Genomic DNA, 25907 nt, shown 5'->3' with positions numbered 1-25907 from the left:
AGGGCCGGCTCGACAACGACGTGCCCGCACAGGTCGCGGAACACCTGCTCGCCGTCCTGCGCGAGGCCCTGTCGAACCTCGTCCGCCACGCCAAGGCCACCCGCGCCGACGTCGCCGTCCACGCCGCAGACGGTCGGCTGACCCTCGTGGTGGAGGACAACGGCGTCGGCATCCCGGCCGAGGGCCGCCGCAGCGGCCTGCGCAACCTCGCCGACCGCGCCGAACGACTCGGCGGCGCCCTCACCCTCACCTCCCCCCAGGCCGGCGGCGCCCGACTGGAATGGAGCGTCCCGCTGGGCTGATCACCTCATGCGCGTGAGGACGCCGCCGCCTCCGCCGGCCGCGGTACGTCTCCTGATCCGTCTGTCGAGCCGCAGCCTCGGGCATGCGCACATGACAATGGGGCGAGACGTGCCGTGGATCCGGTGCCACGACGTCGACCGCGGCGACGGTGACATCGCTCGGCTCGTCTGCTTGATGTCACTGCCGGTGTTCGGCCTTGAGGCGGGCGGCGAGCGCGGCGGCCTGGGTGCGGCGCTGCATGTCGAGCTTGCTCAGCAGGTTGGACACGTAGTTCTTGACCGTCTTCTCGGCCAGGAACATCCGCTCGCCGATCTGGCGGTTGGTCAGGCCCTCGCCGATCAACTCCAGGATCTGCCGCTCCTGGTCCGACAACGCGGCCAGCGGGTCCTTCTTCGCGGCCTGGTCGCGCAGCCGGTGCAACATCGCGGCCGTGGTCTGCGGATCGAGCAGCGACTGCCCACCGGCCACCGTGCGCACCGCGCCGACCAGGTCCGAGCCGTGGATCTGCTTGAGCACATACCCGGCCGCCCCGGCCATGACCGCGTTGAACAGCGCCTCGTCGTCGGCATAGGAGGTCAGCATCAGGCACGCCAGGCCGGGCACCTTCGAACGCACCTCACGGCACACGTCCACCCCGTCGCCGTCGGGCAGGCGCACGTCGAGCACCGCCACATCCGGCTTCAGCGCGGGAATGCGGGCCACCGCCGACTCGGCCGTCCCCGCCTCGCCGACGACCTCGATGTCGTCCTCGGCGTCCAGCAACGCCGCCACACCACGCCGCACGACCTCGTGGTCGTCAACCAGGAACACCCGAATCATGCCTCATAAGGTAAACCCTCGCGGTGTACGCACACACCGGAGACGGACGGCTACTCCGGGGAACGCCCGTAGTAGGCGGCCCGCATCAGCGCCTGCATGTCCTCCAGCATCGGCATCCGGGGGTTGGCCGGCGCGCACTGGTCCTCGTACGCGTTGAGCGCCTGCTGTGGGAGTGCGTCGACGAACGCCTTCTCGTCGATGCCGATGTCCCGGAAGGACCGCTCGATCCCGACCGCGTCGCGCAGGCGCTCGACGGCCGCGGCGAGCGATTCGACCCCCTCGGCCGGCGTGGCCGCGGGCAGGCCCAGCATCTGGGCGATCTCCTGGAACCGCTCGGGGGCGCGGTAGTCCTCGTACTTGGGCCAGCCGGACAGCTTCGACGGGACGGTGCCGTTGTAGCGGATCACCTGCGGCAGCAGGATGGCGTTCGTGCGCCCGTGGGCCACATGGAAGGTGGCGCCGAGCGTGTGGGACATGGCGTGCACGATCCCGAGGAAGGCGTTGCCGAAGGCCATGCCGGCGATCGTGCCGGCGTTGTGCATCTTCTCCCTGGCCTCCGGGTCGGCGGCGCCGCGGGTGACCGCGCGCTCCAGATACCGGAAGATGATCCTGACGGCGTGCAGGGCAGGGCCGTCGGTGAAGTCGTTGGCGTACACCGACACGTACGACTCGATGGCGTGGGTGAGGGCGTCGAAGCCGCTGTCGGCGGTGACCACCCGGGGCAGGTCGGCGGCGAGGACCGGGTCCACGATCGCGACGCTCGGGGTCAGCGCGTAGTCGGCCAGCGGATACTTCTTGCCCGTCACGGTGTCGGTGATCACGGCGAACGGCGTGACCTCCGCGCCCGTGCCCGAGGTGGTCGGCACGCACACGAGGCGGGCGCGCTCGCCCAGGGCCGGGAAGCGGAAGGCGCGCTTGCGGACGTCGAAGAACTTCTCCTTCATGTCCGCGAAGACGACCTCGGGGTGCTCGTAGCGCAGCCACATGACCTTGGCCGCGTCCATCACCGAGCCCCCGCCGAGGGCGACGATGACGTCGGGCCGGAAGGCGCGCATGAGGTCGGCGCCCGTGTCGACGGTCGCCACGCTCGGCTCGGGCTCCACGTCGTCGATGATCTGCAGGGCCACCCGCTCGCCGCGCCGCCGCAGCACGTCGGTGACACGGTCGACGTACCCCAGCCGGGTCATCACGGCGTCGGTGACGATCGTGACGCGGTGCATGTCCGGCATGTCCACCAGGTAGCGGATCGCGTTCGGCTCGAAGTAGATCTTCGGCGGCACCTTGAACCACTGCAGGTTGTTGTTGCGCCGCCCGACCCGCTTGACGTTGATCAGGTTGACGGCCGAGACGTTGTTCGACACCGAGTTGTGCCCGTAGCTGCCGCAGCCCAGGGTCAGCGAGGGCAGGAACGCGTTGTACATGTCGCCGATGCCGCCCTGGGAGGAGGGCGCGTTCCAGATCACCCGTACGGCCTTCACCCGCGTGCCGTACGTCTCGGCGAGGGCGGCGTCCTCGGTGTGGACGGCGGCGCTGTGCCCGAGGCCGTCGAACTCGACCATGCGCTCGGCGAGGACCATGCCCTCCTCCCGGGTGCGGGCCCGCAGCACGGCGAGCACCGGGCACAGCTTCTCCCTGGTCAGCGGCTCGTTCGGGCCGACCTCGTCCACCGGGACGAGGATCAGGGAGGTGTCCGGCGGCACGGCGAACCCGGCCTGCTCGGCGATCCAGTGCGGAGTCCGCCCGACGACGTCGGGATTGAGCCTGGCCTCGGAGCAGGAGGCGCCGTGTGCCGTCACCCCGAACACGAACTCCTCCAGCTTCGCCTTCTCCTCCGGCGTGGCGACGTGGGCGTGCAGCCGGGCGAACTCGCCCAGCGCGGCGTCGTAGATCTCCTCGTCGAGGATGACGGCCTGCTCGGAGGCGCAGATCATGCCGTTGTCGAACGTCTTGGACAGCACGACGTCGTGCACCGCCCGGCGTAGCTTGGCCGTCCGCTCGATGTAGGCGGGGACGTTGCCCGCCCCCACGCCCAGCGCCGGCTTGCCCGCAGAGTACGCGGCTCTCACCATGGCGTTCCCGCCGGTGGCGAGGATGACCGACACGCCCTCGTGCCGCATCAGCGCGCCGGTCGCCTCCAGCGAGGGTTTCTCGATCCACTGGACGCAGTGCTCGGGCGCGCCGGCGGCGACGGCGGCGTCGCGGACGATCCTGGCGGCCTCGGCACTGCAGCGCTGGGCCGCGGGGTGGAACGCGAACACGATGGGATTGCGGGTCTTCAACGCCAGCAGGGCCTTGAAGATCGTGGTCGAGGTGGGGTTGGTGACCGGCGTGACGCCGCAGACCACCCCGACGGGATCGGCGATCTCGACGATGCCGTTGATCTCGTCGCGGGACACCACGCCGACCGTCTTGAGGTCGGCCATGCTGTGGGTCACGTGCTCGCAGGCGAAGATGTTCTTGACCGCCTTGTCCTCGAACAGGCCGCGGCCGGTCTCCTCGACCGCCAGGCGGGCGAGCGCGGCGTGCCGGTCCAGCGCGGCGACGGACGCCTTCTTGACGATGTGGTCGACCTGCTCCTGGGTGAAGGACTCGTACTCCGTCAGTGCCTTCAGCGCGCCGGTCACCAGCGTGTCGATCGCGGCGTGCACGTCGGCGGGCAGGGCGGCTCCGGTCGGGGAGTCGGTCATCTGGATCACCTCGTGGGGCTCGGTCGGCCGGATTGTCACCTTCATCCTTCTGATGCCGGCGCGCCCGCACCGCTGCGCAAGGGCCCCGCCCCCAAGGACCAAGGTCATCGATTCGGCGGTCGTCGGCCGGGCCCGGTCCCTCTCCAGCCAAGGACGGCGACCACCAGGCCGTAGCCGCCTCACGACTCATCGGAGGTGCCGGCAGCCTTGCGGTGGCGAACTCGGAGGCGAGCCCACGTGATCAGCGCGATTTTCAGCACGAATCGCGTGCCTTGCGTTCCGCGGCGCCGGCGATGTCGAGGCCGGTGGCGTCGAGGCACGGTCGACAGCCTCGACGCGGTCCACCGCCTGGTCGCGGTCACCCTGGCCGGACTGGACGCGCAGGCTACTCGGCCGTGATCCGTCGGGACAGCCGGGCGGCGGAAACGGCGAGTGCTCTCGTGGCGTAGGTGGGCGGGCCTCACTTCGGGGCGGTGCCGACGCTCCTCGACACGACCGCGTGCGCGATGCGTTCCTGCTGCTCGATCTGCGCTCGCAGCTGCCCGAGGTCGTCGGCATCGACAGTGCGGAAGGCGCCTGCCATCTCGGCTGCGCGGTCGAACGCGCGGTCGCGGGTCGCCCAGAGCCGTCCGGTATCACTCCGCAGGATCCGCCAACCAGAGTGGACATGGGATTCGGGGAGCATGTTCACGGTGTAAGCACTATCTGGTCAAGATCACGAGTTGCCACGGGCAGGTGGAGTTTTCTCCCCCGGACGGCCTCAACGGCGGCCACGGGAGATAAATCCACACCGAGTAGAAGATCTCTATAACCGAGCGGCTGGGCCTCTCTCGATGTCCTCCTGCGAGACTCGCATGCTTCCTGGGGTTCCAGGTAGTGAGCCGAGGCAACCATCCAGCAGCGTCGCTCGTCCTCACTCCTGTCATTCACCCTGTCAGGAGTCCCCCATGCGCACTCGTCTCCTGTTGTCGGCCGCGGTCTCGGTCGGCGCTCTACTCGTCGCTTCTCCGCCCGCGCTCGCGGCCGGCCCAGCGATCCAGATCACAAAGATCTACTACGACAGTCCCGGCAAGGACACCCGCTCGAACACGAGCTTGAACGCCGAATACGTGTGGATCAAAAACACGTCGAGCAAGACGGTCGCCGTCACCGGATGGACGCTCGCCGACACCTCCCGCCACCGCTACACCTTCCCCGCGTTCTCCATTCCCGCCGGGAAGACCATCACCATCCGCACGGGCTCGGGCAAGAGCGGCACCAGCACCCGCTACTGGGGAATGGGCAACTACGTGTGGAACAACGACAAGGACACCGCCTCCCTGCGCAACGCCGGCGGCAAGCTCATCGACTCCTGCTCGTACAACTCCACCAAGGTCAGCTACAAGATCTGCTGACGAGGCTCGCCCCGCAGGATGGGCGGAGATCAGCTCGGGGGCACGATTTTCAAAGCCTGCCGAAGCGCCTCCGCCTCCGCGGGGGTGAGCTCGGCGAGGAAGTGCACGAACGCCGCCGCCTGATTGTTGCTCGTCGCCAGCGCTCCGCGCATCAAACGCGCCGTGTACGCCTCGCGCGAGGCCACAGCCTCGTAACTGTAGGCGCGACCCTCCAACCGGCGGCGCAGCCAGCCCTTGCCGTGCAGGGTGTCCATCACCGTCATCACCGTGGTGTAGGCGATGTCGCGGCTCTTCCGGAGCTCGGTCAGCACCTCGCGTACGGACACAGGCCGGCCGATAGCCCAGACGCGGTCCATCACGGCCGCCTCGAGCTTGCCGAACTCGCGCACGTCTCCTCCGCCTTGGTCCTTCCTAGGTAACGTAGTAGGTCAGGCCCGGCCCGACAAAGCGGTCATCGATGCCGGACTCCTGTCACAGGCGTCGCGACGGTCGGTCAGGCGACGGGATCAGCGGGCGTCCCCCCAGCAGCTCTTACGACTTCACGGCCAGCCCCCATCACGATCACTAGTACGGGTAGTAGTAAGTGCTTAGGAAGGCATTGCGAGGCGATGCGGGAAGCGCGCGTATCCGTGGGTAACGTGTCCACTGTGACTACGGGCGGTGCGGCGCGCAGGCTCGCTCCATTGAGCGGGCTGCTCCTGCTTGCCGCCGTCCTGTGCGGTCTACTGGCCATGCACGGACTGCAGCCCTCACCTGGGCCCCTACCCACTCCGAGCGTTCTGGCCCTGCACTCCGCTCAGACCGGTGATTCGGCGATGCCGATGGCGGGGCCCCACGACCGGCACGGCGACGGACCCGGCTCTCCCCACCCGGGGCACGGTGGCGGCCAGGTCTGTCTCGCCCTCCTCCTGGCCGGGTCGGTCCTACTACTTTTCCTCGTCATGGTGGCTGCCGGCCGCATCTTCGCCCCGCCGATCCGGCTGTTCCTGCGGGCGCTCCTCCCCCGCGGCCCGACCGCCCGCCCCCGAGGGCCGACTCTCGCGCAACTCTGTGTGATCCGGGTGTAGAAGGCGCACTCGACGGTCTGCCTGCCGTCGAGCTCCAGCTACCTGCCTGCACCTACACACGGAGAGTGTTCATCCATGAAGCGTCTTGCCATTCCCGCCGCTCTGCTCTCGGCCGGTCTGCTCGTCAGTGCCTGCGGCTCCACGGACACCGCCACCGGCGACATGTCCGCCACTTCGTCGATGTCCGCGACGCCTGCCGAATCGCCGGCTCCTGCCACCAGCCCGGCCGCGGACCACAACAACCGGGACATCTGGTTCGCAAAGATGATGATCCCGCACCACCGCCAGGCCCTTGACATGGCGAAGCTGGCCGAGGACCGCGCCGGCAGCAGCAAGGTCAAGGAACTGGCCAAGCAGATCGAAGCCGCCCAGGATCCCGAGATCCAGACGATGACCGGCTGGCTCGAAAGCTGGGGCGTTCAGGCCCCCGGCGAGGACGGCATGCCGATGGACCATATGGACCACGGCATGCCCGGCATGATGTCCGGCGCGGACATGAAGAAGCTCGAAGGCCTCAAGGGCGCGGCTTTCGACAAGGCGTTCCTGACGATGATGATCCAGCACCACGAGGGCGCCATCACCATGGCCGAGGAGGAGCAGGAAGCCGGCGTCTACGAACCGGCCAAGCAGATGGCCGACTCCATCATCACCAGCCAGTCCGCGGAGATCAGCACCATGAAGAAGCTCCTGCGGTAGGACTCCCGGCGGGTGGGCGACGGGTCCCTGTCGCCCACCGCCGCCACCGCCGTCGGCGTCCCCGCCGTACTGGTGACACTCGGCGTGATGATGCCTGCCGCTTCCTTACTGAGAGTGCTCTGTCGTCCCTCAGCCGAATCCAGCGCATGGTCAGCCGCTGCGCGACCTCTCATCTGAGGAACGGGTAGCGCCGGACCAGCGCCGTGTTCCCCCACCACCTGCCGAATCCGAGGGTGTCCCCGGCGTTCACCAGGGCCAGTCCCACTATGACGAGTGCGTAGACGAGGCGATAGTCCATGAACGGGTTGTGCTCGGGCGGCAGCTCGGCCGCCCACATGAGAAGCAGCAGCAACCCGCCCGACACCGCCGTCAGGCGCAATCCGACCCCCAGGATCAGCGCCACGCCGACGCCCAGCAGGCCGAGCATGAACAGCCAGTCCGCCCACGCGTGCCCGGCCAGGGGAGAGAACACCGCACCCAGGGGCTTCCTCGCTGTGCCCTTGAGGTACCCCGTCGTCGGGCTCGCTCCCCCGACCCAGGCACGGTCGGCGGGAGTGCCGAACCCCCAGCCGAAGGTCTTGTCCAGGAACGCCCAGAGAAACACCCAGCCGATCGAGATCCGGACCAGCGCCCAGATGTAGTCGCTCGGACGAGTGGCCGCACCACCCGCACCGTGCTCGGCGACGTGACCGGCCGCGGCGCCGCCCCTGTGTCCAGAACCGGCCATCACCACCGCCCCTGAGGAGTGTTACCGAGGAGTCCCGCCTCCACAGCGGGGAGTGTCAGCTCGACGTGGGGCACTGCTTGCCGAGCTTGGACACTTGACCGGAGAAGGCCTTCGCGTGCTTCAGCTCGTCTTTCGCGGTGCCGTTGAGCACATCGGCCGCCTCGGTGTCACCGGCCGCCGAGGCCTGGCGGGCGTAATCGGGATACATCCGCGTACCCTCGTACGTCTCCCCCTTGATCGTCGCGCACAGGTTGGTCCCGGTGTCGCGGACCGCGCCGGCGAGATTCGCGTGCTCGGCGAAGTGCTCGGTGCGCTCGACGGCGGCCGTTCGGTGAAACAGCCGGGCCAGTCTCGGTTGCCCGGTCTCCCGTGCCTTGTCTCCGTACAGCGTGTATTTGGCGTAGGCGAAGGCCTCGCCCTTCATCGCCGTCCGCAGGTTCTCCAGCGTCCGGGAGGAGGAAACCTTGGGCGCACCGGCCTGGATTTCCACCGGCTTGGCCCGCACGTCGGTCGGGATCGTCGCCCCGGACGACGGGTCGGTGATGGCCTTCTGCGCCTGGAGGAACTTCTCTCGGTGCTTGGCCTCGTCCTGGCCGACTTCTGAGAAGACCCTGGCGGCCTCCTGGTCGCCGTCCGCCTTGGCCTGCTCGGCGAACTTCTTGTACATCGTCGTCGCCTCGTAGGACTCACCGCCGATGCTGTCGCGTAGGTTCGCCGCGTTGTCGCCGACCAGGCCGAGCAGCTTCGCCTGCTCGGTGAGGTGTTCACGCAGTTCCGTGTGCGCGGTGCGCCGGTACAGCGCGGCGACGTCGGGCAGGTTCTCCTTGTCGGCCTGCTTCGCGTACGCGCGGTAGGTGACGTTCGCCAACGCCTCACCCTTCATGGAATTGGTGACGTTGGTACGCGTGGACGGGTCTACATCGTCCGGATGAGGAGCGGACGCGGCCATCGCGCTCCCGGCTCCTACAGAGAGAAGGGCGACCGTGCCCGCGGTCGTAAGACAGGATCTCCAGCAGACGAGACCTCGGGTTCTCATGCGACCCCCCGATGTGCGTGCGGTGCGGCACAAGCAGAGTGGTTTCTTGCCCAGCCGCCGAAGTTCCGACGGATTGACGCATTCTCTGACCGTGGTACCCCCACGCTCCAGCCGAACCTCCCGAAGCACACTGGGCTAGGGCGGGATTGGGCAAAGTGGCAACGCCTCCGGCAGGGCCTGCGCCGGGGGTGATCGCCCGCGCACGGCGGACGGAAGCTCTACATCGCCGGCTACTTCGGCCTGATCCAGGCCAGAGCGACGGAGATCGCCATCAACCGCGGGACCAGCCTCATGGTGTGTGCCGATGCCTGCGAGTATTGCGCGGAACGCGTGTTCACCGCCCTGCATCGGACAAGGCAGGAGGCCCCATGACCTCGGCGGAGCAGACCTCGGCGAAGATTGCGCAGGCGGCACCGCGGCGGCAGATGTGGCCGCTGTACGCGGCGGGGTTCACCACCGCGTTCGGGGCTCACGGCATCGCCGCCAACCTTGGAGGCTTTTCCGAAAACGCGGTCACCTCGTTGATGGTGCTGGGGGGCCTGCTGGCCCTGTACGACGGAGCCGAGGTGCTGCTCAAGCCGTTGTTCGGCACGCTCGCGGACCGGGTCGGCGCCCGTCCGGTGCTGCTCGGCGGGCTGGCCGCCTTCGCCGTCGCATCGGCGGTGTACGCCCTGGCGGGCAGCCCTGCCTGGTTGTGGGCGGCCCGCCTGGGGCAGGGCGCCGCCGCGTCCGCGTTCTCCCCCGCGGCCTCCGCGCTGGTCGCCCGGCTGAATCCGGCGACCGGGCACGGCCGGGCGTTCGGCTCCTACGGCTTCTACAAGTCCATCGGCTACACCCTCGGCCCACTGCTTGGCGGGGCACTGGTGTGGGCGGAAGGACTGCGGGTGCTGTTCGGCGTGCTGGCTGTGCTGGGCGCTGCGGTCGCCATGTGGGGAGCGCTCACGGTGCCGGCCGTGCCCCCACTGCCCAAGGCCCGGCAGACGGTGCTGGACCTGGCCCGCCGGCTGGTCGACCCGGCCTTCCTGGCCCCGACGGCGGCGCTGGCCGCGGCGACCGCCGCGCTGTCGGCAGGGGTCGGCTTCCTTCCCGTTTCCGGCGCGGCGGCCGGGCTGGGCACGGTGGCCACCGGCGCCGCGGTGTCGGTGCTCGCCGGCTGCGCCGCCCTCGTCCAGCCCAGGGCCGGGCGTGCGCTGGACGCCGGGCGCATCACCTCGCGTGGCGGCATCACGGCAGGACTGCTGCTCACGGCGGCGGGCCTGGGATGCGCGCTGCTGCCGGGCCTGGCCGGTGTGCTGTGTGCCGCCGCGTTGATCGGTGCAGGAACCGGCCTGATCACTCCACTCGGCTTCGCCGTCCTGGCCGCCGCCGCCCCCGTCGAACGGCTCGGCCAGACCATGGGCGCCGCCGAACTGGGGCGCGAACTCGGCGACGCGGGCGGCCCGCTGCTGGTCGGTGCCGTCGCCACCCTCGCCACCCTCACTTACGGCTACGCCGCACTCGCCCTCCTGCTGGTCCTCGGCTCGGTGCTCATCCGTCTCGCGTCGCGCCGCAGTACGGCTACGGCGCAGTAGACGAATCGTGCTTGTGCTCATGCTCAGGGGACCGGGGGCTTCGCGGGTGCAGGTGGAGGGAGGTAGGCGGTGTAGCCGGTGCCTCGAAGCCGGTGGGCGGCCCAGGCGTGGGCGTAGCCGGGAGGTCCGGAGGGTGGTTTGGCGAGGGCTGCGGTGAGTTCGGTTGCGGCGCGGCGCAGCAGGGCGGCTTCGGTGATGTTGCGGTTGTTGCCGCTGACGTCTGCGGAGGCGCAGCCGGCGTAGTAGCCGATCGGCTGGGAGTGGCTGCCGGTGACCAGGCAGGGCGCGTGCAGGCCGAGGCGGCGCAGGTCCTCGGCGACTGCCTGGTAGCGGTCGGTGGTGGCTCGTGCGTCGGCGTCCATCTCCTGGAGAACCGTGTACTGCATTGTCAGGTGTACGACGAGCAGCGCGGCGAGGACGCCGGCGACGGCGGTACGCGCGGGGACCGGGCGGACGGCTCGCACCGTACGGCCGGCCAGGGTGGCGACGGGCAGGGCCAGCAGGGCGTAGACGGGAAGGAAGAAGCGTGGCGCGGAGTAGTCGATGAGGACGAGGTAGGGGACGCTCAGCGCGGCGGCGCAACCGGCGGACAGCACGGTCTCCGCCGTCCGCCCGGTGCGCAGGGCCACCACGCATGCCGTCAGCGCGAGCGCGGGAAGGGTCAGCCACCACAGCGTGAGTTCCGGGTGGGTCAGGGGGACGGCGCAGGGGCGGCACAACAGGGGTCCGTTGAGGCTGCGCCAGGCGTCTCCGCCGGCCCAGTGCAGGCCCATGCCGCCTTCGGTGGCGCTGGAGGCGTGCAGGCGGGCGCCGATGCCGCCCCATCGCACGTACGCCTCGGCGATCCACTGGGCGCCGCCCGCGGCGAGCCCGCCCGCGATGGCGAGGGCGGGGGCCGAGCGCCGCCAGGCGGGCACCATGCCGCAGGCGGCCAGCAGCGGCGCCGCGAGCCAGACGCCGTCGGAGAAGCGGAAAAGTGTGGCTGCCGCGACGGCGCCGCCCAGGCCGAGGAGCACCGCCCTGGACGCGCCGGGCTCATGGGCGCGCAGGAACCAGCCGACCGCCGCCACCGCTGACAGTGCCACCCACAGGTTGGGCATGGCCTGAGGCCCGTACAGGACGGTGGTCCACAGTCCTGCGAACAGCAGGGCGGCAAGCGTGGTCCGGCCGGGCCCGAGCAGCGGGCGCCAGACGCGGTACGCGGCATAGAGCGCGGCGGCCGACAGCAGCGCCAGCACGGTCCTGAGCACGGGGGCGGAACCGGTGACGGCCAGCACGGGGGCCGCCAGGAAGCTGATGCCCCGCGAACGCGGCGCGCTGAAGTAGGCGGCCGGATTGCGTGGGTCGACCTGGGACAGGTACACCGTCTCGTCCCAGCCGAGCCCGAGGTGCGGCGCGGCGAGAGCCAGCTGGGCCGCCGCGTAGCCGGCGGCCACCAGGGCCAGCCACGGGAACCGTACGCTCGGCCGGCCATGCGCCCCCTTCCACGGCCGGGCAGCGACCCGGGTGGTCATGCGTTGACCACTCCGGCGCCCAGCAGCGCGAACAGCAGCACCCCGACGACGATCCGGTAGATCACGAAGGCGTTGAACGAGTGCCGGGCGACGTACCGAAGCAGCCAGGCGATGGAGGCGTAGGCGACGACGAAGGACACCGCGGTGCCCACCACCAGTGGCGCCAGGCCGACCCCCGCGCCGACGGCGTCCTTGAGCTCATACAGACCGGCTCCCGTCAGGGCGGGGATCCCGAGAAGGAACGACAGCCGGGTGGCCGCGACCCGGTCCAGATCCAGGAGAAGTGCGGTGGACATCGTGGCTCCGGAGCGGGAGAAGCCGGGGAACAGCAGGGCGAGAATCTGAGAGGAGCCCACCAGCATGGCGTCCTTCAGACCGGTGTCGGCCTCGCCGCGCTTGTGACGGCCCATCCGGTCGGCGAGCCACATCACCGCGCTGCCGGCCGGCAGCGAGCCGGCCACCACCCACAGCGAGGCGAGCGGGCCCTCGATGAGCGGTTTGGCGGCAAGTCCCACGACCACGATCGGGATCGTGGCGTAGACGACCCACCAGGCGAAGGCGTAGTCGTGGTTCTGCCGCTCCGGGGGCCGGAACAGGCCGCGGAACCAGGCGGAGACGATACGGACGATGTCGGGAAAGAAGTAGACCAGCGCGGCGGCGATCGCCCCGACCTGGATCACCGCGGTGAAGGCGACCACCGCGGCGTCGCTCACAGGGACACTCATCAGGCCCTCGGCGATCTTCAGGTGGCCCGTGGAGGAGACCGGCAGGAACTCGGTCACCCCCTCGACGACACCGAGCACCACGGCCTGCAGGACACTGATATCACTCATCGGCGGTCCGACTCTTTCTCAAGGGCAGGGACAAGGTGAGACGGCTTGAGCTCACTCAGTGAGTGCCGTCGTGTCGCGGAGCTCGTGTGTATGCTGCCGGGCCCCGGGATGGCGGGGGCGTCAGCAGACAACGTCACGGGACGTGCTTGCGGATCGACTGCGTCCTGGGGCGGGTACGGCGGCGGGCCCGTAAGGCCTCCAGAGCGAGTGGCAGCAGGGAGACGGCAACGATCACGCCGATCATGGGCAACAGGTAGCGGTCGACGTTGGGAACGCCGGCCCCCAACGCGTATCCGGCGAGTACGAGGCCGACCGTCCACACGAGGCCGCCGAGAACCTGCCAGAGCGTGAAGGTGCGCACCGGCACGGCGACCACCCCGGCGAGCGGGTTGAGCACGGTTCGCACCAGGGGGATGAACCGGGCCAGGAAAACGGCCTTGCCGTGCCCGTACCGGGCGAGCAGGTCCTCGGCCCGTGCCGCGCCGCGTAGCAGGTGCGAGTTGCGGGTACGGCCCAGCAGAGCCGGGCCCACCCGGCGGCCGATCAGGTAGCCGGTCTGCGCGCCGAGCAGCGCCCCCAAGGCTGCGGCGGCCAGCACCGCGGGCAGGGAAAGGCGGACGCCGCCGACCGTGGTGGCGCACAGCAGACCCGCGGTGAACAGCAGCGAGTCTCCGGGCAGGAAGAACCCGATCAGCAGGCCGGTCTCGGCGAACAGCACCACGAACACGCCCGCGGCGCCGAATGCCGTCAGCAGCGAGGTGGCATCCAGCGGATTGAACGCCTGCGACATTCAGCGGTCCTTTCCTGGCCTGCCCCTGTCGGTCGGCGCAGGGCACATGGCACACTCGGAACACAGCGACTTTTACACCGCCGTAGAAGTTCTACACGACTGTAAAAGATGGGCAAGGGGAACGACAACCCATGAGCGCCACTCCACAAGGGCGAGGCCCCAAGCGCGCCAACGGCGAGCGGGAGGCCGAAATCCTCGACGTACTGCTGCGAGCGGACACCGCGCTGACCCCTGGGGAGGTCGCCGAGCGGCTCGGTGGCGAGTTGACCTACAGCACCGTGGTGACCATCCTCACCCGGTTGTACGCAAAGCAGCTGCTCGTCCGGCACCCGCGCGGCCGGGCCTACGCCTACGCCCCTGTCACGGACGAAGACGGGTTCGCCGCCCGCCGCATGCGCAGCGTTCTCGAGGAACGGCCCGACCGTCAGGCCGTGCTCAGCCGCTTCGCCGACGGCCTGTCCCCCTCTGACGCCGCCCTCCTGCGTCGGCTGCTCGGGCCCGAACAACACCACGGGCGGTAGAGCACCCCGATGCGCATCGCCGTCTACCTTCCGCTGCTGCTGTCGCTGCTGGCCCCGCTCAGCGCGCGAGTCCTATCAGAACGGTGCGAACCCCGCGTTGCCACCTGGCTGCTCACCGTCTCGGCACTGGTGCTGGGCGCGGCGAGCACCCTGTCGCTGGGCCTGCTTGCCATCACCGGACTGATCCGCATCCCCCTGCTGGCCAGCCTCGGGCACTGGTCCGTCAACACCGTCCAGCGGGACGATCCCACCCAGTTGTCGGTCGCTGTGGTCGCAGGCCTTCTGCTCGGCGGTGCCGTAATCGCCGCCGGCCGCATGCTGTGGACCCGCGCCCGCTCACTGGCCGCCGCGGCCCAGCAGGCCGCCTGCCTGCCCGCCCACGACGGCCTGGTCGTCATCGAGGACGAGACGCCTGACGCTTTCGCGGTGCCCGGACTGCCTGGACGCATCGTGGTGTCCACCGGCATGCTGCACCTGCTGGACGACGGCGAGCACGACATCCTGCTCGCCCATGAGCGCGCCCATCTCGAGGCGCATCACTACCTCTTCGTCGCCCTCGCCGCGCTGGGCGCCGCCGTCAACCCGCTTCTGCGCCCGCTCGCCACGGCCGTCACCTACACCGTCGAACGCTGGGCCGACGAACGCGCCGCCGCCGCGACCGGTGACCGCGCCCGGGTCGCCCACACCCTGGGCAAAGCCGCCCTGGCCGCCCCCCGCACCGCCGGGAAGCGTCCTCCGGGCTACGCCTTGGGCGTCTTCGGCCATGGCGCGTTGCCGCGGGGCGCAGGCCCCGTGCCCCGCCGGGTCGCCGCCTTGCTCGCGCCGCCCCTGCACCACCGTCCCGTAATCACCCTCGCCGCGGGCGCGGTCCTCGTCGCCGCCGGCTGCTCCATCGCCGAAGCCACTCACGACCTGCACCTGCTGCTGGAGCTCATCGGCGCCTGATGGTCCCGGCGGCGGCCCGCCGCCAGGCGGTGCCGCGTAGCAGGCGCAGCCCGTTGAGGCCGACGATGACGGTGGAGCCTTCGTGCCCGGCCACGCCGAGCGGCAGCGGCAGGTCGCCGAGCAGGTCCCAGGCCACCAGCGCGGCGATGAAGGTGGCGGCGATGGCGAGGTTGGCGATGACGAGGCGGCGGGCGCGGCGGGCGAGGGCGATCACGGTGGGAACGGTGTCGAGCTCGTCGCGGGTGACGACCGCGTCGGCGGCATCCAGGGTCAGGTCGGCACCGGTATGGCCCATGGCGATGCCGCTGTGCGCGGTGGCCAGTGCGGGGGCGTCGTTGACGCCGTCGCCGATCAGCGCAACCTGTGCCCCCTGCTGCTGCAGGTCGCGTACGGCGTCGACCTTGTGCTCGGGAAGCAGGCCGGCGCGGACGTCGGTGATGCCGGTCTGGGCGGCCAGCCGTGCGGCGGTGCGGGGGTTGTCCCCGGTCAGCAGCACCGGCGCGGCGTGGGTGAGGGCGGTCAGGCGGGCCACGGCGTCTGGTGCGCCGGGCCGGATGCGGTCGGCCAGTGCCAGCACCGCGGCTGGGCGGCCGTCCAGCAGCATCACCACCGCGGTGTGCCCGCCGTCTTCGAGCTCGGCCACCAAGGCGGTGGCCGGGCCGGCAACGGCGTGTCCCTCGGGGAGCAGGTGGGCGGGGCTACCGATCTGCACCAGGTGACCGGCGACGTGGGCGCGCACGCCCCGTCCGGGGACCGCCGTGAATCGTGCGGCCGGGGGCAGGTGCAGGCCCTTGTCGTGGGCCGCGGCGGTGACGGCCCGGCCCAGCGGGTGTTCCGAGCCGTCCTCGGCCGCGGCGGCGAGCGTGAGCAGCTCGTCCTCGCCGAGCGCGGTGCCGGGCAGGGCGCGGATGTGGGTCAGGTGGGGGCGGCCCTCGGTGAGGGTGCCGGTCTTGTCGAAGGCCACCTGGGTGACGTCGGCGAGTTGTTCCATGACCACGGCGGACTTGACGAGCACGCCGTGGCGTCCGGCGGTGGCGATGGCGGCCAGCAGCGGCGGCATGGTGGCCAGCACCACCGCGCACGGCGAGGCGACGATCATGAAGGTCATCGCCCGCAGCAGGCTGCCCTGCAGGTCCTGCCCCAGTGCGAGGGGTATCGCGAACAGCGCGAGGGTGGCGGCGACCATGACCATCGAGTAGCGCTGCTCGACCTTCTCGATGAACAGCTGCGTGCGTGCCTTGGTGGCGCTGGCCTGCTCGACCATGGCCACGATCCGGGCGATCACCGTCTCACCGGCCGGGCGCCCCACCCGTACCCGTAGCACCCCGGCGCCGTTGACGGTGCCGGCGAACACCTCGTCGCCGGCCTGCTTGTCCACAGGGAGGCTCTCGCCGGTGATGGATGCCTGGTCGACGTCGCTGGCCCCGTCGAGCACCTGGCCGTCGGCGCCGATGCGCTCCCCTGGCCGGACCACGATGAGGTCGCCGACGGCCAGATCGACAGTCTCGACGACCTGTTCCTGTCCCGCCGGGTCCAGCCGGGTCGCCGTGTCAGGCGCGAGGTTCAGCAGGGTGCGCACCGAGTCGGCGGTGCGTTTGGTCGCCACCGCCTCCAGCGCTCCTGAGGTGGCGAAGATGACGATCAGCAGCGCGCCGTCGAAGACCTGCCCGATCACGGCGGCGCCGATCGCCGCGGCGACCATGAGCAGGTCGACGTCCAGCGTCCGCTCACGCAGCGCCCGCAGCCCGGCCAGCCCCGGCTCCCACCCACCTGTGGCATAGCAGGCCAGACACAGCCCCCACCACAGCCAGGAGGGGCTCCCGGCCAGCTGGCAGACACCAGCGGCGGCGAACAGGACGGTCGCGGTGATCGCCCAGCGCACCTCGGGCAGTGATCCGGCCCCGGACCGCCACCAGGCCTGCGTACGGCTGGGTGCGGCCACGGCTCGGGGACCGGGGCGCGTTCTCAGGTCTGTCGTCACCCTTCCAGCCTATATGCGCACTCATGCAGGTACGCAAATAGTGGGGTTCGGGGCTATGCTGACGGCATGCACACCTCGCTGCCCGACTTCGAGATGCCGAACGAGGAACAGGTGCACCTGGCCGCCGAGTCGTTCCGGCTGCTGTCCGACCCCACCCGCATCAAGATCTTGTGGGCGTTACTGCAGGGCGAGTCGTCGGTGGCCTGCCTGGCCGAGCTCGCCGGCTCCGCCCCGACCGCGGTCAGCCAGCACCTGGCCAAACTGCGTCTGGCCGGGCTGGTCAAGGGCCGGCGTGAGGGGACCTTCGTCTACTACAGCGCCGCCGACGAGCACGTGCGCCGCCTGCTGGCCGAAGGGCTGTTCCACGCCGAACACATCGACCGCGGCGACCAGGACTCCGCCGCTACACCGACCGTAAGCGCCGCCTCCTGACGCTCGCGAGCGTGGCGACCGACAGTCCGCCTCGACTCCTCACCGTCTTCCCGCCCTCGCCCGTCGACGCGGGTCCATCGCCCGTGCTTTGGCTCACCGCCTGAAGGCGGTTTCCACACCCGGTGTCACCACAGCGCGAAACGCCGCGTCCATCTCGGCCGGCGTGGCGGTCAACTCGCCGTCGGCCCACTTGCGCAGCAGCGCCATGAACGCCCCGACGACGCAGGTGACCATCAGGTCGAGCGAGTCCGGTGGTGTGCTTCGCGAAGGGAACGCTGCCAGCAACTCGTCACGTACGACCGTGGCCAGGATTTGCTCTCCGCGCGCCATCACGGCGCTGCCCCCGCGCCGCCCGAGCAGCGCTCGCGCCAGCCGGCGCTGCTCATGAAGGTGCTCGAACATCGGCAGGCTGAAGGCGAACAGCGGGCCCGGCCTGGACGCGGGAGCGAGACGGAGAAGGCTGGAGAGCTCGTCGAGGTTGCTGAACAGCACATCCTGTTTGTCCGTGAAGTGCGCGTAGAAGGTCGAGCGGCCGACGTTGGCGCGGTTGATGAGATCAGTGACGGTCACCGCCTCATAGCCCTTCTCCAGAATCAGCTCCACCAATGCCTGCTGAACGGCCTTCCGAGTGCGCCGCACCCGGCGATCGGAACTCTCCCGCCGCGAGTTTCCGAACACGTCCCCCACCTCTGTCCAGTACGGCACAGCCCAACGAATTTGCTTGTTGACCATGCCGCGCCGACGAATCGATCATTTATAACCGAACACATTGTTTCGAAACAAGAAGGAGAAGCCCTATGGGCAGGGGAAAGTTGCTGCATAGTCACTCGAAACACAGTGACGGTGGTGGCACCATCAACTATCCGCGGGGTTATGAGGTTTTGGCCGAGCTCGGTTTCGCCGGGCGCCGTCGCAGCGTTTTCACCCGCCTGGCCGCGTTGTCCGGCGCGGGACCGAGCCATCGGATTCTGGACGTCGGCTGCGGCACCGGCTACCTGACCCGGATGTTGGCTCCTCTCGTGGGCCCCGAGGGGCGGGTGACCGGCGTTGACCCGTCACTTCCGATGATCGAGCACGCCCGCCGTCGCTCACCTGACAACTGCTCCTACCAGGTGGGCGAGGGGCAGGCGCTGCCCTTCCCCGACGCCTCGTTCGACATCGTGGTCTCCAGCTTCGCCGTTCACCACATGCCCGTCTCCGCCCGCGGCACCGCCATGAGGGAGATCTTCCGCGTCCTGCGGCCGGGCGGGCGACTGCTGATCGCCGAGTTCCGCCCGCCGGTCAACCCCCTCGCCGCCCGCCTCGTCGGGATACTGGCCGGTCCCGCGATGCGGCCCACCATGCCGGAACTGCTCGCCGATCTGGTCCCCGGTGCCGGTCTCCGCATCGAGAGCACAGGCACCGTGGGGCCGGTGCTGTACTACGTCAACGCCGTCCGTCCGCTCGAAACCCGTTCCTGAAATACCCCGCTGTTTCACCTGTCGGGCAGATCGTCCGCCGATGCACTGAGCACGGCTCCCGGCCTGGGCAAACCGACACTGGGTCGTCGGACAGGCAATCACCCTTCTCCACCGCTGACGGGCCGGCAGTGACGATTTGGGTCGTTCGGCTCTATCGGTCGTCAGGGCAGGGCGGTCGTATAGAGGGCAGCACTCTCATCGTCTCGTCATTGTGGAGGCGCGACATGCTGCGCTCTCTTGGTGCCGTGGGTGATCGGTGGCGTGAGCCGGTGTTCCTGGCAGCGACCGGTGGCGCTCTGGTCGGCGGAGGTGTGGCCTGGTTGGCCGGGGCAACGGCTGTCGCGGATGGGTTCTGGATGGCGGGAACCGCGGTGGCCATCGTCCCCGCGGTGGTGTGGGTGGTCGCTGCCTTGCGGAAGGGGCGGGCGGGCGTCGATGTGATCGCGGCGCTGGCGCTGGCCGGGACCCTGGCGGTCGGGGAATACCTGGCGGGGGCTTTGATCGCGGTGATGCTGGCCACCGGGCGCGCGCTGGACGCGGCGGCGGAGCGTCGGGCATCGCGTGACCTGCGCGCGCTGCTGGAGCGTGCGCCGCGCTCTGCTCGCCGCCGAAGCGGCGACGACGTGGTCGTCGTCGCCCTGGCGGATGTGCGGGCGAAAGATGTGGTGGTGGTCGGCCCGGGCGAGGTGGTGCCGGTGGACGGCCGGGTGCTCACCGGGCCGGCGATGCTGGATGAGGCCGCGCTGACCGGGGAGTCCACCCTGATCGAACGCGGTGTCGGCGAGGCGGTCCGCAGCGGGGTGGTCAACGCCGGCGGTGCGGTCGACATCGAGGCGACGGCTACCGCCGAGGACAGCACGTACGCGCAGATCGTCCGGCTGGCCGAGCAGGCAGGTGCGCAGCGGGCGCCGGTGGTGCGGCTGGCCGAGCGGTACGCCGCCTGGTTCCTGCCGCTGTCGCTGGGAGTCGCCGGGGCGGCGTATTTGATCAGCGGTTCTGCCGTGCGGGCGGTGGCGGTCTTGGTGGTGGCGACCCCGTGCCCGCTGCTGCTGGCCGCTCCGGTCGCGATCGTGTCGGGGTTGTCGCGGGCGGCGCGCCAGGGCGTCATCGTCCGCGACGGTGGGGCGCTGGAGCGGCTGGGGCGGGCTCGCACTCTGCTGCTGGACAAAACAGGCACATTGACTACGGGCCGTCCGCGGGTTCTGCAGGTCGCCGCCGCTCCCGGCCGGACACCGTCGCAGGTGCTGCAACTGGCCGCGTCACTCGACCAGATGTCGGCTCACGTGCTGGCCGAGGCGATCGTCGGGGAAGCGCGGGCCCGCGGCCTGGCGCTGTCGGCGCCGCGGGAGGTGACCGAGGAGCCCGGCCGCGGAGCGGCCGGCGTCGTGGACGGGCAGCGCGTGAGCGTGGGCAAGACCGCGATACCGCTCGAGGCACGTCCCGGCTGGGCTCGCGCGGCTGACAACCGGGCCGCTTTGGACGGCGCCGCCGTCGCCTGGCTCACCGTCGACGACGCGTTGAGTGGTGCGATCTTGCTGCTGGACCCGTTGCGTCACGACGCTCCCCGTACGCTGCGGCGGCTGCGCTCGGCGGGAATCGGCCGCCTGCTGATGCTGACGGGCGATCGCGCCGAGCCCGCCCGGGAGGTGGCCGCGGTGGTCGGGCTGGACGAGGTGCGGGCCGAGCAGTTACCCGCCGACAAGGTCGCCGCGGTCAGAGCGGAAACCTCACGGGCGGTGACGGTCATGGTCGGCGACGGCGTCAACGACGCCCCTGCGCTGTCGGCGGCCGACGTAGGGGTGGCGATGGGAGCGCGCGGGTCCACCGCCTCCTCCGAGGCCGCCGACGTGGTGCTGGTCACCGACCGGGTGGACCGGCTCGCCGACGCCATGGAGATCGCGGTGCGCACCCGGCGTATCGCCGTGCAGTCGGCCGCGGGCGGCATGGCCATGTCGCTGGCGGCCATGGTGGCCGCGTTGCTGGGCCGGCTGCCGCCCGCGGCCGGGGCGCTGCTGCAGGAGGCGATCGACGTGGTGGTCATCGTCAACGCGTTGCGTGCCGTGCTGCCCCAGCGCGGCGCCCGGCCGGTGCTGGAGCCGGCCACCGAGGATCTGATCCGCCGCTTCGCCGCCGAGCATGACGATCTCGCCGATGTGCTGGACGCCGTACGCGATGCCGCGAGCCTGCTGGCCGTCGAGCACGGGCCGCGCGTGCTGGGCGCCGTGCGGGAGGTCGACCGGTTGCTGACCGAGCGGCTGCTGCCGCACGAGTACGCCGAAGAGCATGAGCTCTACCCGGCGCTGGCCGCTCCCCTTGGCGGAGGAGAGGCGACCGCGACCATGAGCCGGGCCCACAGCGAGATCGATCGCCTGGCCCGCCGGATCGCCACGCACGTGAAGGTCGCCGATACCGCCGGCCGGTTGCGGCCCGAGCAACTGGAGGATCTACGAGCCTGCCTGTACGGGCTGCACTCGGTGCTGCGGCTGCATTTCGTCCAGGAAGAGGAGAACTACTTCTCCCTCGCCCCCTGACCGTCGGCGGCGCGAGGCATCAAGCCGTACCCGTAGAAAGACGGCGGGGCTGACCCGTCGCGGTGACGCCCCTTGCGCAGGAGCAGGTAGGCGATCGCCGCTGTGACGGCCGCGGCGCCGGCCAGCAGCGCGGCGATGCCCCAGGCGGTGTGGAACAGCGCGGGCGGGGCCTGCTGGATGAGCACGAAAGCGCCCATCACGAGGACGAACCAGCCGAATCCCGTGCGCAGGCGGTCGGCGTGGACGCGCCCCGCGAGCCATCCTCCGGCGAGACCGCCGGCGACGGCGGCCGCCGTGACGGGCAGGGCGATCGACCAGTCGACCGGGACGGTCTGCAGGTAACCGGCCAGCCCGGCGAACGACTTCATCGCGATCACCACCAGGGAGGTGGCGACGGCCGTGCCCATCGGCATGCCGCCAAGCAGCACGAGCGCGGGGACGACGAGGAACCCGCCGCCGGCCCCGACCAGCCCGGTGACCAGGCCGACGACGACGCCTTCGACGACGACGTGGAGGATCGGCAGCTCCTTGTGGGCCGGGGCGGCCTCGGGCGTCCCACGGCCGCGGATCATGGCCACAGCGGTGGCCACCATCATCAGCGCGAACCCCGCCAGCAGCGCCACCGCGGGCAGGTGCGGCCCGAGCAGGCCCCCGCCGTACGCGCCGGCCATCCCGGCCAGACCGAAGACCAGTCCGGTCTTCCACCGGATGCGGCCTGCACGGGCGTGGCCCGCGGCGCTGACGACGCTGGTCACGCCGACGACGAACAGGGACATGGCGATCGCGGCCTTCGCCGGGACGCCCGCGACGTAGACGAGCAGGGGGACGGTCAGGATCGATCCTCCGCCGCCGAACAGGCCCAGGGTCAGGCCGACGACGACGGCGCCGGCGAGGGTGAGAGCGGTCATGTCGTCGCCTCGGATCCTTCAGGCCGCGCTGCGGCCGGGGCGGCGGATACAGGCGAGGGCGGCGTCCACGTCGGCGCCCTCGCCGCGGTTGTACGGCAGGCGGGCGAGCAGCATGCCCATGGCGCAGGTGTCGGTCAGCCCGGCGAAGACCAGGCCCGCGCCGACGAAGGCGCCGGCGAAGCGCATTCCCGGCAGCCACAGGTCGGCCACGATGGACGCCAGCACGATGCCGCCCGCGACCAGGCGGACCTGGCGCTCCAGGCTCCACCGCTGCTTGCCGCGCACGACGGGGGCGCCGGAGGCGATCCATGCGTTCATCCCGCCGGTGAGCACGACCGCGTCGGGCAGTCCCGCGTCGCAGAGCTTCTTGTGCGCCTGGGTAGCCCGGCCGCCGGACTGGCAGATGAGCAGCATCGTGCCGCCGGCGTCGTCGACGATCCGCCGCAGGTGGGCGTCGACCTGGTCGAGCGGCAGGTTGATCGCGCCGCTGATGTGCGCGGTCTCGAACTCGGCGGGAGTCCGCACGTCCACGACCAGCACGTCCGGGTTGGAAGCGATCAGCGCGCGGGCCGTCGCGGTGTCGATGTTCGGGGATTCGGTGTTCACGGCTTCCTTCTCGTTTTCGCAGGTGGGGTGGTCAGGCAGCGCGGCGCGCCCGCAGTTCGGCGGTTACGTCGGGCACGCCCGCACCGTCGAGCACCGCCGGGATGTATCCCTCGCGGATGAGCAGGGTGGCGGCGATGGCCGCACGCCGGCCCGATCCGCAGGCCACGAGCACTGGATGGCCGCGGTCCAACTCGGCGGGCACGCCCTCGGTCACCAGATCGGCGAGGAATCGTTCGACGGCTCCTTCCAGGTGTGCGGCCGCGCGCTCGTTCGGCATGCGCACGTCCAGCACCTGGGCGCCGGGCTGGGCAGCTCGCGCGGTGAAGGTCGCCAGGTCCAGCCGTTCGAACGTCGCGGTCGCGGCCGGGCCGAGGTCCCGTACGACGCCGCGTACGGTGTCGATCCCGATTCGTGCGAGCTGGGTCACCGCCTCGGTCGCGTCCTGGCCGGGCTCGGCCACCAGCACGATCGGGGACCGGTACGGCAGCAGCCACCCGGCCCAGCTGCCGAAGTCGTCGCCGAGTTCGATGCCGATCGAGCCGGGCAGGAAGCCGTCCGCCTGCCTCTTGCGCGGGCGGACGTCGATCACCTGTGCGTCCTGGGGCAGGTCGCCGATGGCCAGTTCGGGTGCCGCGGTCGAGGGCATCGGCGGCACGCCGAGCGTGTTGGCGGGGCCCATGTACTGGTAGAAGGCCGGGATCGGCATGGGCGCGGCGAGCAGTTCGTCGGCCAGATGTTCGGCGTCCTCGACGGCGAGCAGGGGGTTGGACCTGATCTCCTCGCCGATCGTCGAGGTGTAGCGGCCCGCCCCGCTCGCGGAGCAGAACGACCCCTCGCCGTGCGTCGGGAACAGCCCGACCTCGGGGGGCAGCGCCGCCAGCCGGCGCAGCGAGCCGTGCTGCAGCCGGGCCAGGGTCCGGGCCCGGGCCGTGCCGAGCAGGTCGGGCCGGCCCGCCGAGGCCACCAGGAGGCTGCCGCCGGAGAACACCGCGACCGGCTCACCCTCGATGAGCACCACGTAGCTGGTGTGCTCGGGAGTGTGCCCCGGGGTGTGGATCGGTCGTAGGGACAGTCCGTCCCCGCCCTCGATGTCCTCCAGGTGGAAGGCAGGGGTGTGAGGGTAGGCGGGCGCGGCGGCGGCGGGCAGGACCAGCTCGGCTCCGGTGCGCAGAGCCGCCTGCTCGCCACCCGACACGTAGTCGTTGTGCAGGTGGGTCTCCACGACGAGACGCAGCTCCACGTCACGCTCGGCCGCCGCCCGCAGGAACCGGTCGATGTCGCGCTGGGGGTCGACGAGCACCCCCTTGCCCTCGTGAGTCAGCAGGTAGGTCTGGTCACCGAGACCCGCAGTGCGGAAGGACACGATCTCCACAAGGAACACCTCTCTTCTAGATACCCCGGGGGGTATGTGACTAGCAAAAAAAGAGACCAGTGGTCAGGCGCCTGCGGCGCGCACCACCTGGCCGCCTGCGGACCTGCAGCCCGAGGCCCCACCGGACACCGAGTACGCGTCGCCGACGGCGCGGGATCGGCAGCACCGAACATACCCCGGGGGGTATCTGCGGGACGTGAAAAGGCGAACCTTCCCGGAAGGGCCGCCTATGCCAGGGCCAGAAACAGCTTCTCCAGCTCGGCCACACTCATCGGAGCCTCCTCGCCCCGCTCCTGCGCAGCCTGACAGTGCCGCAGTCCGGTGGCGACCAGTTTGAACCCGGCCCGATCGAGCGCCTTGGAAACCGCGGCCAGCTGGGTCAGCACCTTGGCGCAATCCTCGCCGGCCTCGATCATCGCGATCACTCCCGCGAGCTGACCATGTGCTCGCCGCAGCCGCGTCACCGCGTCGCCGACCATCGCCTCGTTCATCTGCACGCCTCGTTTATACCCCCGGGGGTACTCCTCGAGCAAGTCGGTGAGCCTCGGCGCAGGAGCGTCACGGCCAGGCGCTCGCGAGGCTGTCCGCCAAGCTCACCACGGACTGAAGCGCTCCGGGTCGGGTGGAGACCCTACGGGCCGGCTCCAGCCACGGGCTTGGGCCGGTGTTGAGCGTAGTAGCGGTCTCGTGACCCCCGCCGTCGTACGTCTCGTGGTAGGGGAACTCGTTGACGTAGCGCCGCCGGCCCAGGGGGGTCAGGTCGAGGTAGTGGTAGGTGCTCAGCATGACCTCCGCGCCCCGGCAGTACGTCGAGTAGGTGTGGAAGACGCTGTCCTCGTCGCGGACGAAGACGCTGATCCCCTGGGCGTCGCCGTGTCGGTGACGGCGTCCTGCGCCCGCATGGCGTCCTTCTCCTGCTCCAGCAGCTTCAGCCGCGCCGCCGGCCACTCGTCGCGTGACGCCGTCCGTGGGAGAGTCATCGTCTTCTCCTGCTCTGAATGTTTCATGACCGGAACAGGCGGTAGGAGCCGACCAGCCGCCGCGTCGGCACGTGTCTCGTAACGCACCACGACTGTCTCGCTCATCTGGACGACACTCCTCATCCGCCTGAAGTCACACCGGGAAGCGGCCGCGCCGTTCTCCGGTCGTCTACAGGTACAGAGGCGCCGCGTCGAAGAAATTCATCGGCCGGACCCGAATGATGTCGATCCGTCGGCCGTGGCATGCGGCCGTCACCCGTCGAATGGGCATCGGGCACCGGTGCGGCCTCAAGCGCAGTCGCGGACAACCACGCGACCGATCTCGGTCAGGTCGCTGTCGATCGTGGTGAGCAGGGACGGGCGGCGAGGGTCATGGTGTCCCGGTTGTCGTAGCCGACGACCGCGACCTGCTCGGGGACCGAGATGCCGCGTCCGCGAAACGTGGCCCTCGCTTTTGATGATCGTACGGCCCGGCTCCGGCGCACGCAATCCTTTGCTCTCCACCTCCGCTGCGGCCATGGTCCCACCGCTTTCCTGAATTGGGCAATCGTGTGCGGAGGAAAACTCGCCTGGCTAACAGTCTTGACGGCCAGACAAGTTCACCGTACGTTTCCGGCTCGGAAAACCTTTGCGCACAGTTGCCAAATCCGGCTTGTGTGCGCTGCGTCGTCGTGACCACCGCACAGGCACCGATCTGGGGAATCCCATGTCCAGCGAGTCTTCCGCTTCCTCCG

The 25907-nt window shown here is 70.4% G+C and carries 25 protein-coding genes and 1 pseudogene; 10 read left to right on the top strand and 16 right to left on the bottom strand.

The genetic code is table 11. The features are described 5' to 3' along the window. Positions 1 to 302, top strand: a 302-nt coding sequence (locus QSK36_RS40925; RefSeq protein WP_285786143.1) for a sensor histidine kinase, incomplete at its 5' end; no start/stop codon positions are given. 178 nt (positions 303 to 480) lie between these two features. Here the strand turns inward: QSK36_RS40925 and QSK36_RS40920 are convergent. The 3 genes from QSK36_RS40920 to QSK36_RS40910 form a co-directional block, all read right to left on the bottom strand. Then, positions 481 to 1122 (bottom strand): response regulator transcription factor, encoded by a 642-nt coding sequence (locus tag QSK36_RS40920; RefSeq protein WP_285786142.1) that lies wholly within the window; start codon positions 1120 to 1122, stop codon positions 481 to 483. 50 nt (positions 1123 to 1172) lie between these two features. Continuing rightward, a complete protein-coding gene (gene adhE / locus QSK36_RS40915; RefSeq protein ID WP_285786141.1) occupies positions 1173 to 3848 on the bottom strand; it encodes a bifunctional acetaldehyde-CoA/alcohol dehydrogenase in 2676 nt (891 codons plus the stop codon). A gap of 421 nt (positions 3849 to 4269) precedes the next feature. After that, positions 4270 to 4494 carry a hypothetical protein gene (locus QSK36_RS40910; RefSeq protein ID WP_183541927.1) on the bottom strand — a complete coding sequence of 75 codons (225 nt, stop codon included), beginning with the start codon at positions 4492 to 4494 and terminating at the stop codon, positions 4270 to 4272. Positions 4495 to 4756: 262 nt separating this feature from the next. On the opposite strand from QSK36_RS40910, the gene QSK36_RS40905 reads away from it, so the two are divergent. Continuing rightward, complete coding sequence (locus QSK36_RS40905) at positions 4757 to 5203, top strand: lamin tail domain-containing protein (RefSeq protein WP_285786140.1); 447 nt, start codon at positions 4757 to 4759, stop codon at positions 5201 to 5203. Between the two features lie 29 nt (positions 5204 to 5232). On the opposite strand, the gene QSK36_RS40900 is transcribed toward QSK36_RS40905, so the two are convergent. After that, a complete protein-coding gene (locus QSK36_RS40900; protein ID WP_285786139.1) occupies positions 5233 to 5592 on the bottom strand; it encodes a BlaI/MecI/CopY family transcriptional regulator in 360 nt (119 codons plus the stop codon). Positions 5593 to 5850: 258 nt separating this feature from the next. Here QSK36_RS40900 and QSK36_RS40895 point away from each other — a divergent pair, with 258 nt between their 5' ends. Continuing rightward, positions 5851 to 6270, top strand: a complete 420-nt coding sequence (locus QSK36_RS40895; protein WP_285786138.1) for a DUF6153 family protein — start codon at positions 5851 to 5853, stop codon at positions 6268 to 6270. A gap of 75 nt (positions 6271 to 6345) precedes the next feature. Beyond that, positions 6346 to 6966, top strand: coding sequence for a DUF305 domain-containing protein (locus tag QSK36_RS40890; protein ID WP_285786137.1), 621 nt, complete (start codon positions 6346 to 6348; stop codon positions 6964 to 6966). A 169-nt stretch (positions 6967 to 7135) separates the two neighbouring features. Here the strand turns inward: QSK36_RS40890 and QSK36_RS40885 are convergent, their stop codons facing one another. Together QSK36_RS40885 and QSK36_RS40880 are read right to left on the bottom strand one after the other, a co-directional pair. Next, complete coding sequence (locus QSK36_RS40885) at positions 7136 to 7693, bottom strand: DoxX family membrane protein (RefSeq protein ID WP_183541917.1); 558 nt, start codon at positions 7691 to 7693, stop codon at positions 7136 to 7138. Positions 7694 to 7748: 55 nt separating this feature from the next. After that, the gene (locus QSK36_RS40880) at positions 7749 to 8642 is read right to left on the bottom strand and encodes a rubrerythrin family protein (RefSeq protein ID WP_285786136.1); all 894 of its coding nucleotides are present in this window, start codon (positions 8640 to 8642) and stop codon (positions 7749 to 7751) included. Between the two features lie 455 nt (positions 8643 to 9097). Between QSK36_RS40880 and QSK36_RS40875 the strand changes: the two genes are divergently transcribed. Further along, positions 9098 to 10300 carry an MFS transporter gene (locus tag QSK36_RS40875; protein WP_285786135.1) on the top strand — a complete coding sequence of 401 codons (1203 nt, stop codon included), beginning with the start codon at positions 9098 to 9100 and terminating at the stop codon, positions 10298 to 10300. A 23-nt stretch (positions 10301 to 10323) separates the two neighbouring features. On the opposite strand, the gene QSK36_RS40870 is transcribed toward QSK36_RS40875, so the two are convergent. The 3 genes from QSK36_RS40870 to QSK36_RS40860 all read right to left on the bottom strand — a co-directional run bounded on the left by QSK36_RS40870 (position 10324) and on the right by QSK36_RS40860 (position 13437). Further along, positions 10324 to 11814, bottom strand: coding sequence for a hypothetical protein (locus QSK36_RS40870; RefSeq protein ID WP_285786134.1), 1491 nt, complete (start codon positions 11812 to 11814; stop codon positions 10324 to 10326). Continuing rightward, entirely contained in the window at positions 11811 to 12647 is an 837-nt protein-coding gene (locus QSK36_RS40865) for an undecaprenyl-diphosphate phosphatase (protein ID WP_285786133.1), read from the bottom strand. The genes QSK36_RS40870 and QSK36_RS40865 overlap by 4 nt, the downstream gene beginning before the upstream one ends. Positions 12648 to 12780: 133 nt before the next feature. Further along, positions 12781 to 13437: a DedA family protein gene (locus tag QSK36_RS40860; protein WP_285786132.1), complete on the bottom strand. Its 657-nt coding sequence runs from the start codon at positions 13435 to 13437 to the stop codon at positions 12781 to 12783. Positions 13438 to 13568: 131 nt separating this feature from the next. Here QSK36_RS40860 and QSK36_RS40855 point away from each other — a divergent pair, with 131 nt between their 5' ends. Both QSK36_RS40855 and QSK36_RS40850 read left to right on the top strand, forming a co-directional pair. Next, positions 13569 to 13958, top strand: a complete 390-nt coding sequence (locus tag QSK36_RS40855) for a BlaI/MecI/CopY family transcriptional regulator (RefSeq protein WP_285786131.1) — start codon at positions 13569 to 13571, stop codon at positions 13956 to 13958. A 9-nt stretch (positions 13959 to 13967) separates the two neighbouring features. Further along, complete coding sequence (locus QSK36_RS40850; protein ID WP_285786130.1) at positions 13968 to 14903, top strand: M56 family metallopeptidase; 936 nt, start codon at positions 13968 to 13970, stop codon at positions 14901 to 14903. Here the strand turns inward: QSK36_RS40850 and QSK36_RS40845 are convergent. Then, positions 14890 to 16884 (bottom strand): heavy metal translocating P-type ATPase, encoded by a 1995-nt coding sequence (locus QSK36_RS40845; protein WP_285786129.1) that lies wholly within the window; start codon positions 16882 to 16884, stop codon positions 14890 to 14892. The genes QSK36_RS40850 and QSK36_RS40845 overlap by 14 nt on opposite strands. 66 nt (positions 16885 to 16950) lie before the next feature. Between QSK36_RS40845 and QSK36_RS40840 the strand changes: the two genes are divergently transcribed. Further along, positions 16951 to 17316: an ArsR/SmtB family transcription factor gene (locus tag QSK36_RS40840; protein ID WP_285786128.1), complete on the top strand. Its 366-nt coding sequence runs from the start codon at positions 16951 to 16953 to the stop codon at positions 17314 to 17316. A gap of 93 nt (positions 17317 to 17409) precedes the next feature. On the opposite strand, the gene QSK36_RS40835 is transcribed toward QSK36_RS40840, so the two are convergent. Beyond that, positions 17410 to 17994 carry a TetR/AcrR family transcriptional regulator gene (locus tag QSK36_RS40835; protein WP_285786127.1) on the bottom strand — a complete coding sequence of 195 codons (585 nt, stop codon included), beginning with the start codon at positions 17992 to 17994 and terminating at the stop codon, positions 17410 to 17412. A gap of 203 nt (positions 17995 to 18197) precedes the next feature. Between QSK36_RS40835 and QSK36_RS40830 the strand changes: the two genes are divergently transcribed. Both QSK36_RS40830 and QSK36_RS40825 read left to right on the top strand, forming a co-directional pair. Then, positions 18198 to 18776 carry a class I SAM-dependent methyltransferase gene (locus tag QSK36_RS40830; RefSeq protein WP_285786126.1) on the top strand — a complete coding sequence of 193 codons (579 nt, stop codon included), beginning with the start codon at positions 18198 to 18200 and terminating at the stop codon, positions 18774 to 18776. Between the two features lie 356 nt (positions 18777 to 19132). Beyond that, positions 19133 to 21307, top strand: a complete 2175-nt coding sequence (locus QSK36_RS40825) for a heavy metal translocating P-type ATPase (protein WP_285786125.1) — start codon at positions 19133 to 19135, stop codon at positions 21305 to 21307. Here the strand turns inward: QSK36_RS40825 and QSK36_RS40820 are convergent. The 5 genes and pseudogenes from QSK36_RS40820 to QSK36_RS40800 all read right to left on the bottom strand — a co-directional run. Continuing rightward, the gene (locus QSK36_RS40820; protein WP_285786124.1) at positions 21286 to 22215 is read right to left on the bottom strand and encodes a sulfite exporter TauE/SafE family protein; all 930 of its coding nucleotides are present in this window, start codon (positions 22213 to 22215) and stop codon (positions 21286 to 21288) included. The genes QSK36_RS40825 and QSK36_RS40820 overlap by 22 nt on opposite strands. Before the next feature lie 18 nt (positions 22216 to 22233). Next, positions 22234 to 22821 (bottom strand): rhodanese-like domain-containing protein, encoded by a 588-nt coding sequence (locus QSK36_RS40815; RefSeq protein WP_240808887.1) that lies wholly within the window; start codon positions 22819 to 22821, stop codon positions 22234 to 22236. 31 nt (positions 22822 to 22852) lie between these two features. Then, positions 22853 to 24193, bottom strand: a complete 1341-nt coding sequence (locus tag QSK36_RS40810; RefSeq protein WP_285786123.1) for an MBL fold metallo-hydrolase — start codon at positions 24191 to 24193, stop codon at positions 22853 to 22855. Positions 24194 to 24420: 227 nt separating this feature from the next. Continuing rightward, positions 24421 to 24684, bottom strand: coding sequence for a metal-sensitive transcriptional regulator (locus tag QSK36_RS40805; protein WP_183542257.1), 264 nt, complete (start codon positions 24682 to 24684; stop codon positions 24421 to 24423). Between the two features lie 67 nt (positions 24685 to 24751). Then, positions 24752 to 25240 (bottom strand): annotated as a pseudogene (locus tag QSK36_RS40800) (DUF899 family protein); the annotation flags it as partial. Between the last annotated feature and the right edge of the window lie 667 nt (positions 25241 to 25907).

Source organism: Microbispora sp. NBRC 16548 (genome assembly GCF_030268985.1).
In the GTDB taxonomy this organism is placed as follows: domain Bacteria; phylum Actinomycetota; class Actinomycetes; order Streptosporangiales; family Streptosporangiaceae; genus Microbispora; species Microbispora catharanthi.
The sequence above is the reverse complement of the archived record's forward strand: the minus strand, read 5'-3'. Positions and strand labels throughout refer to the sequence as shown.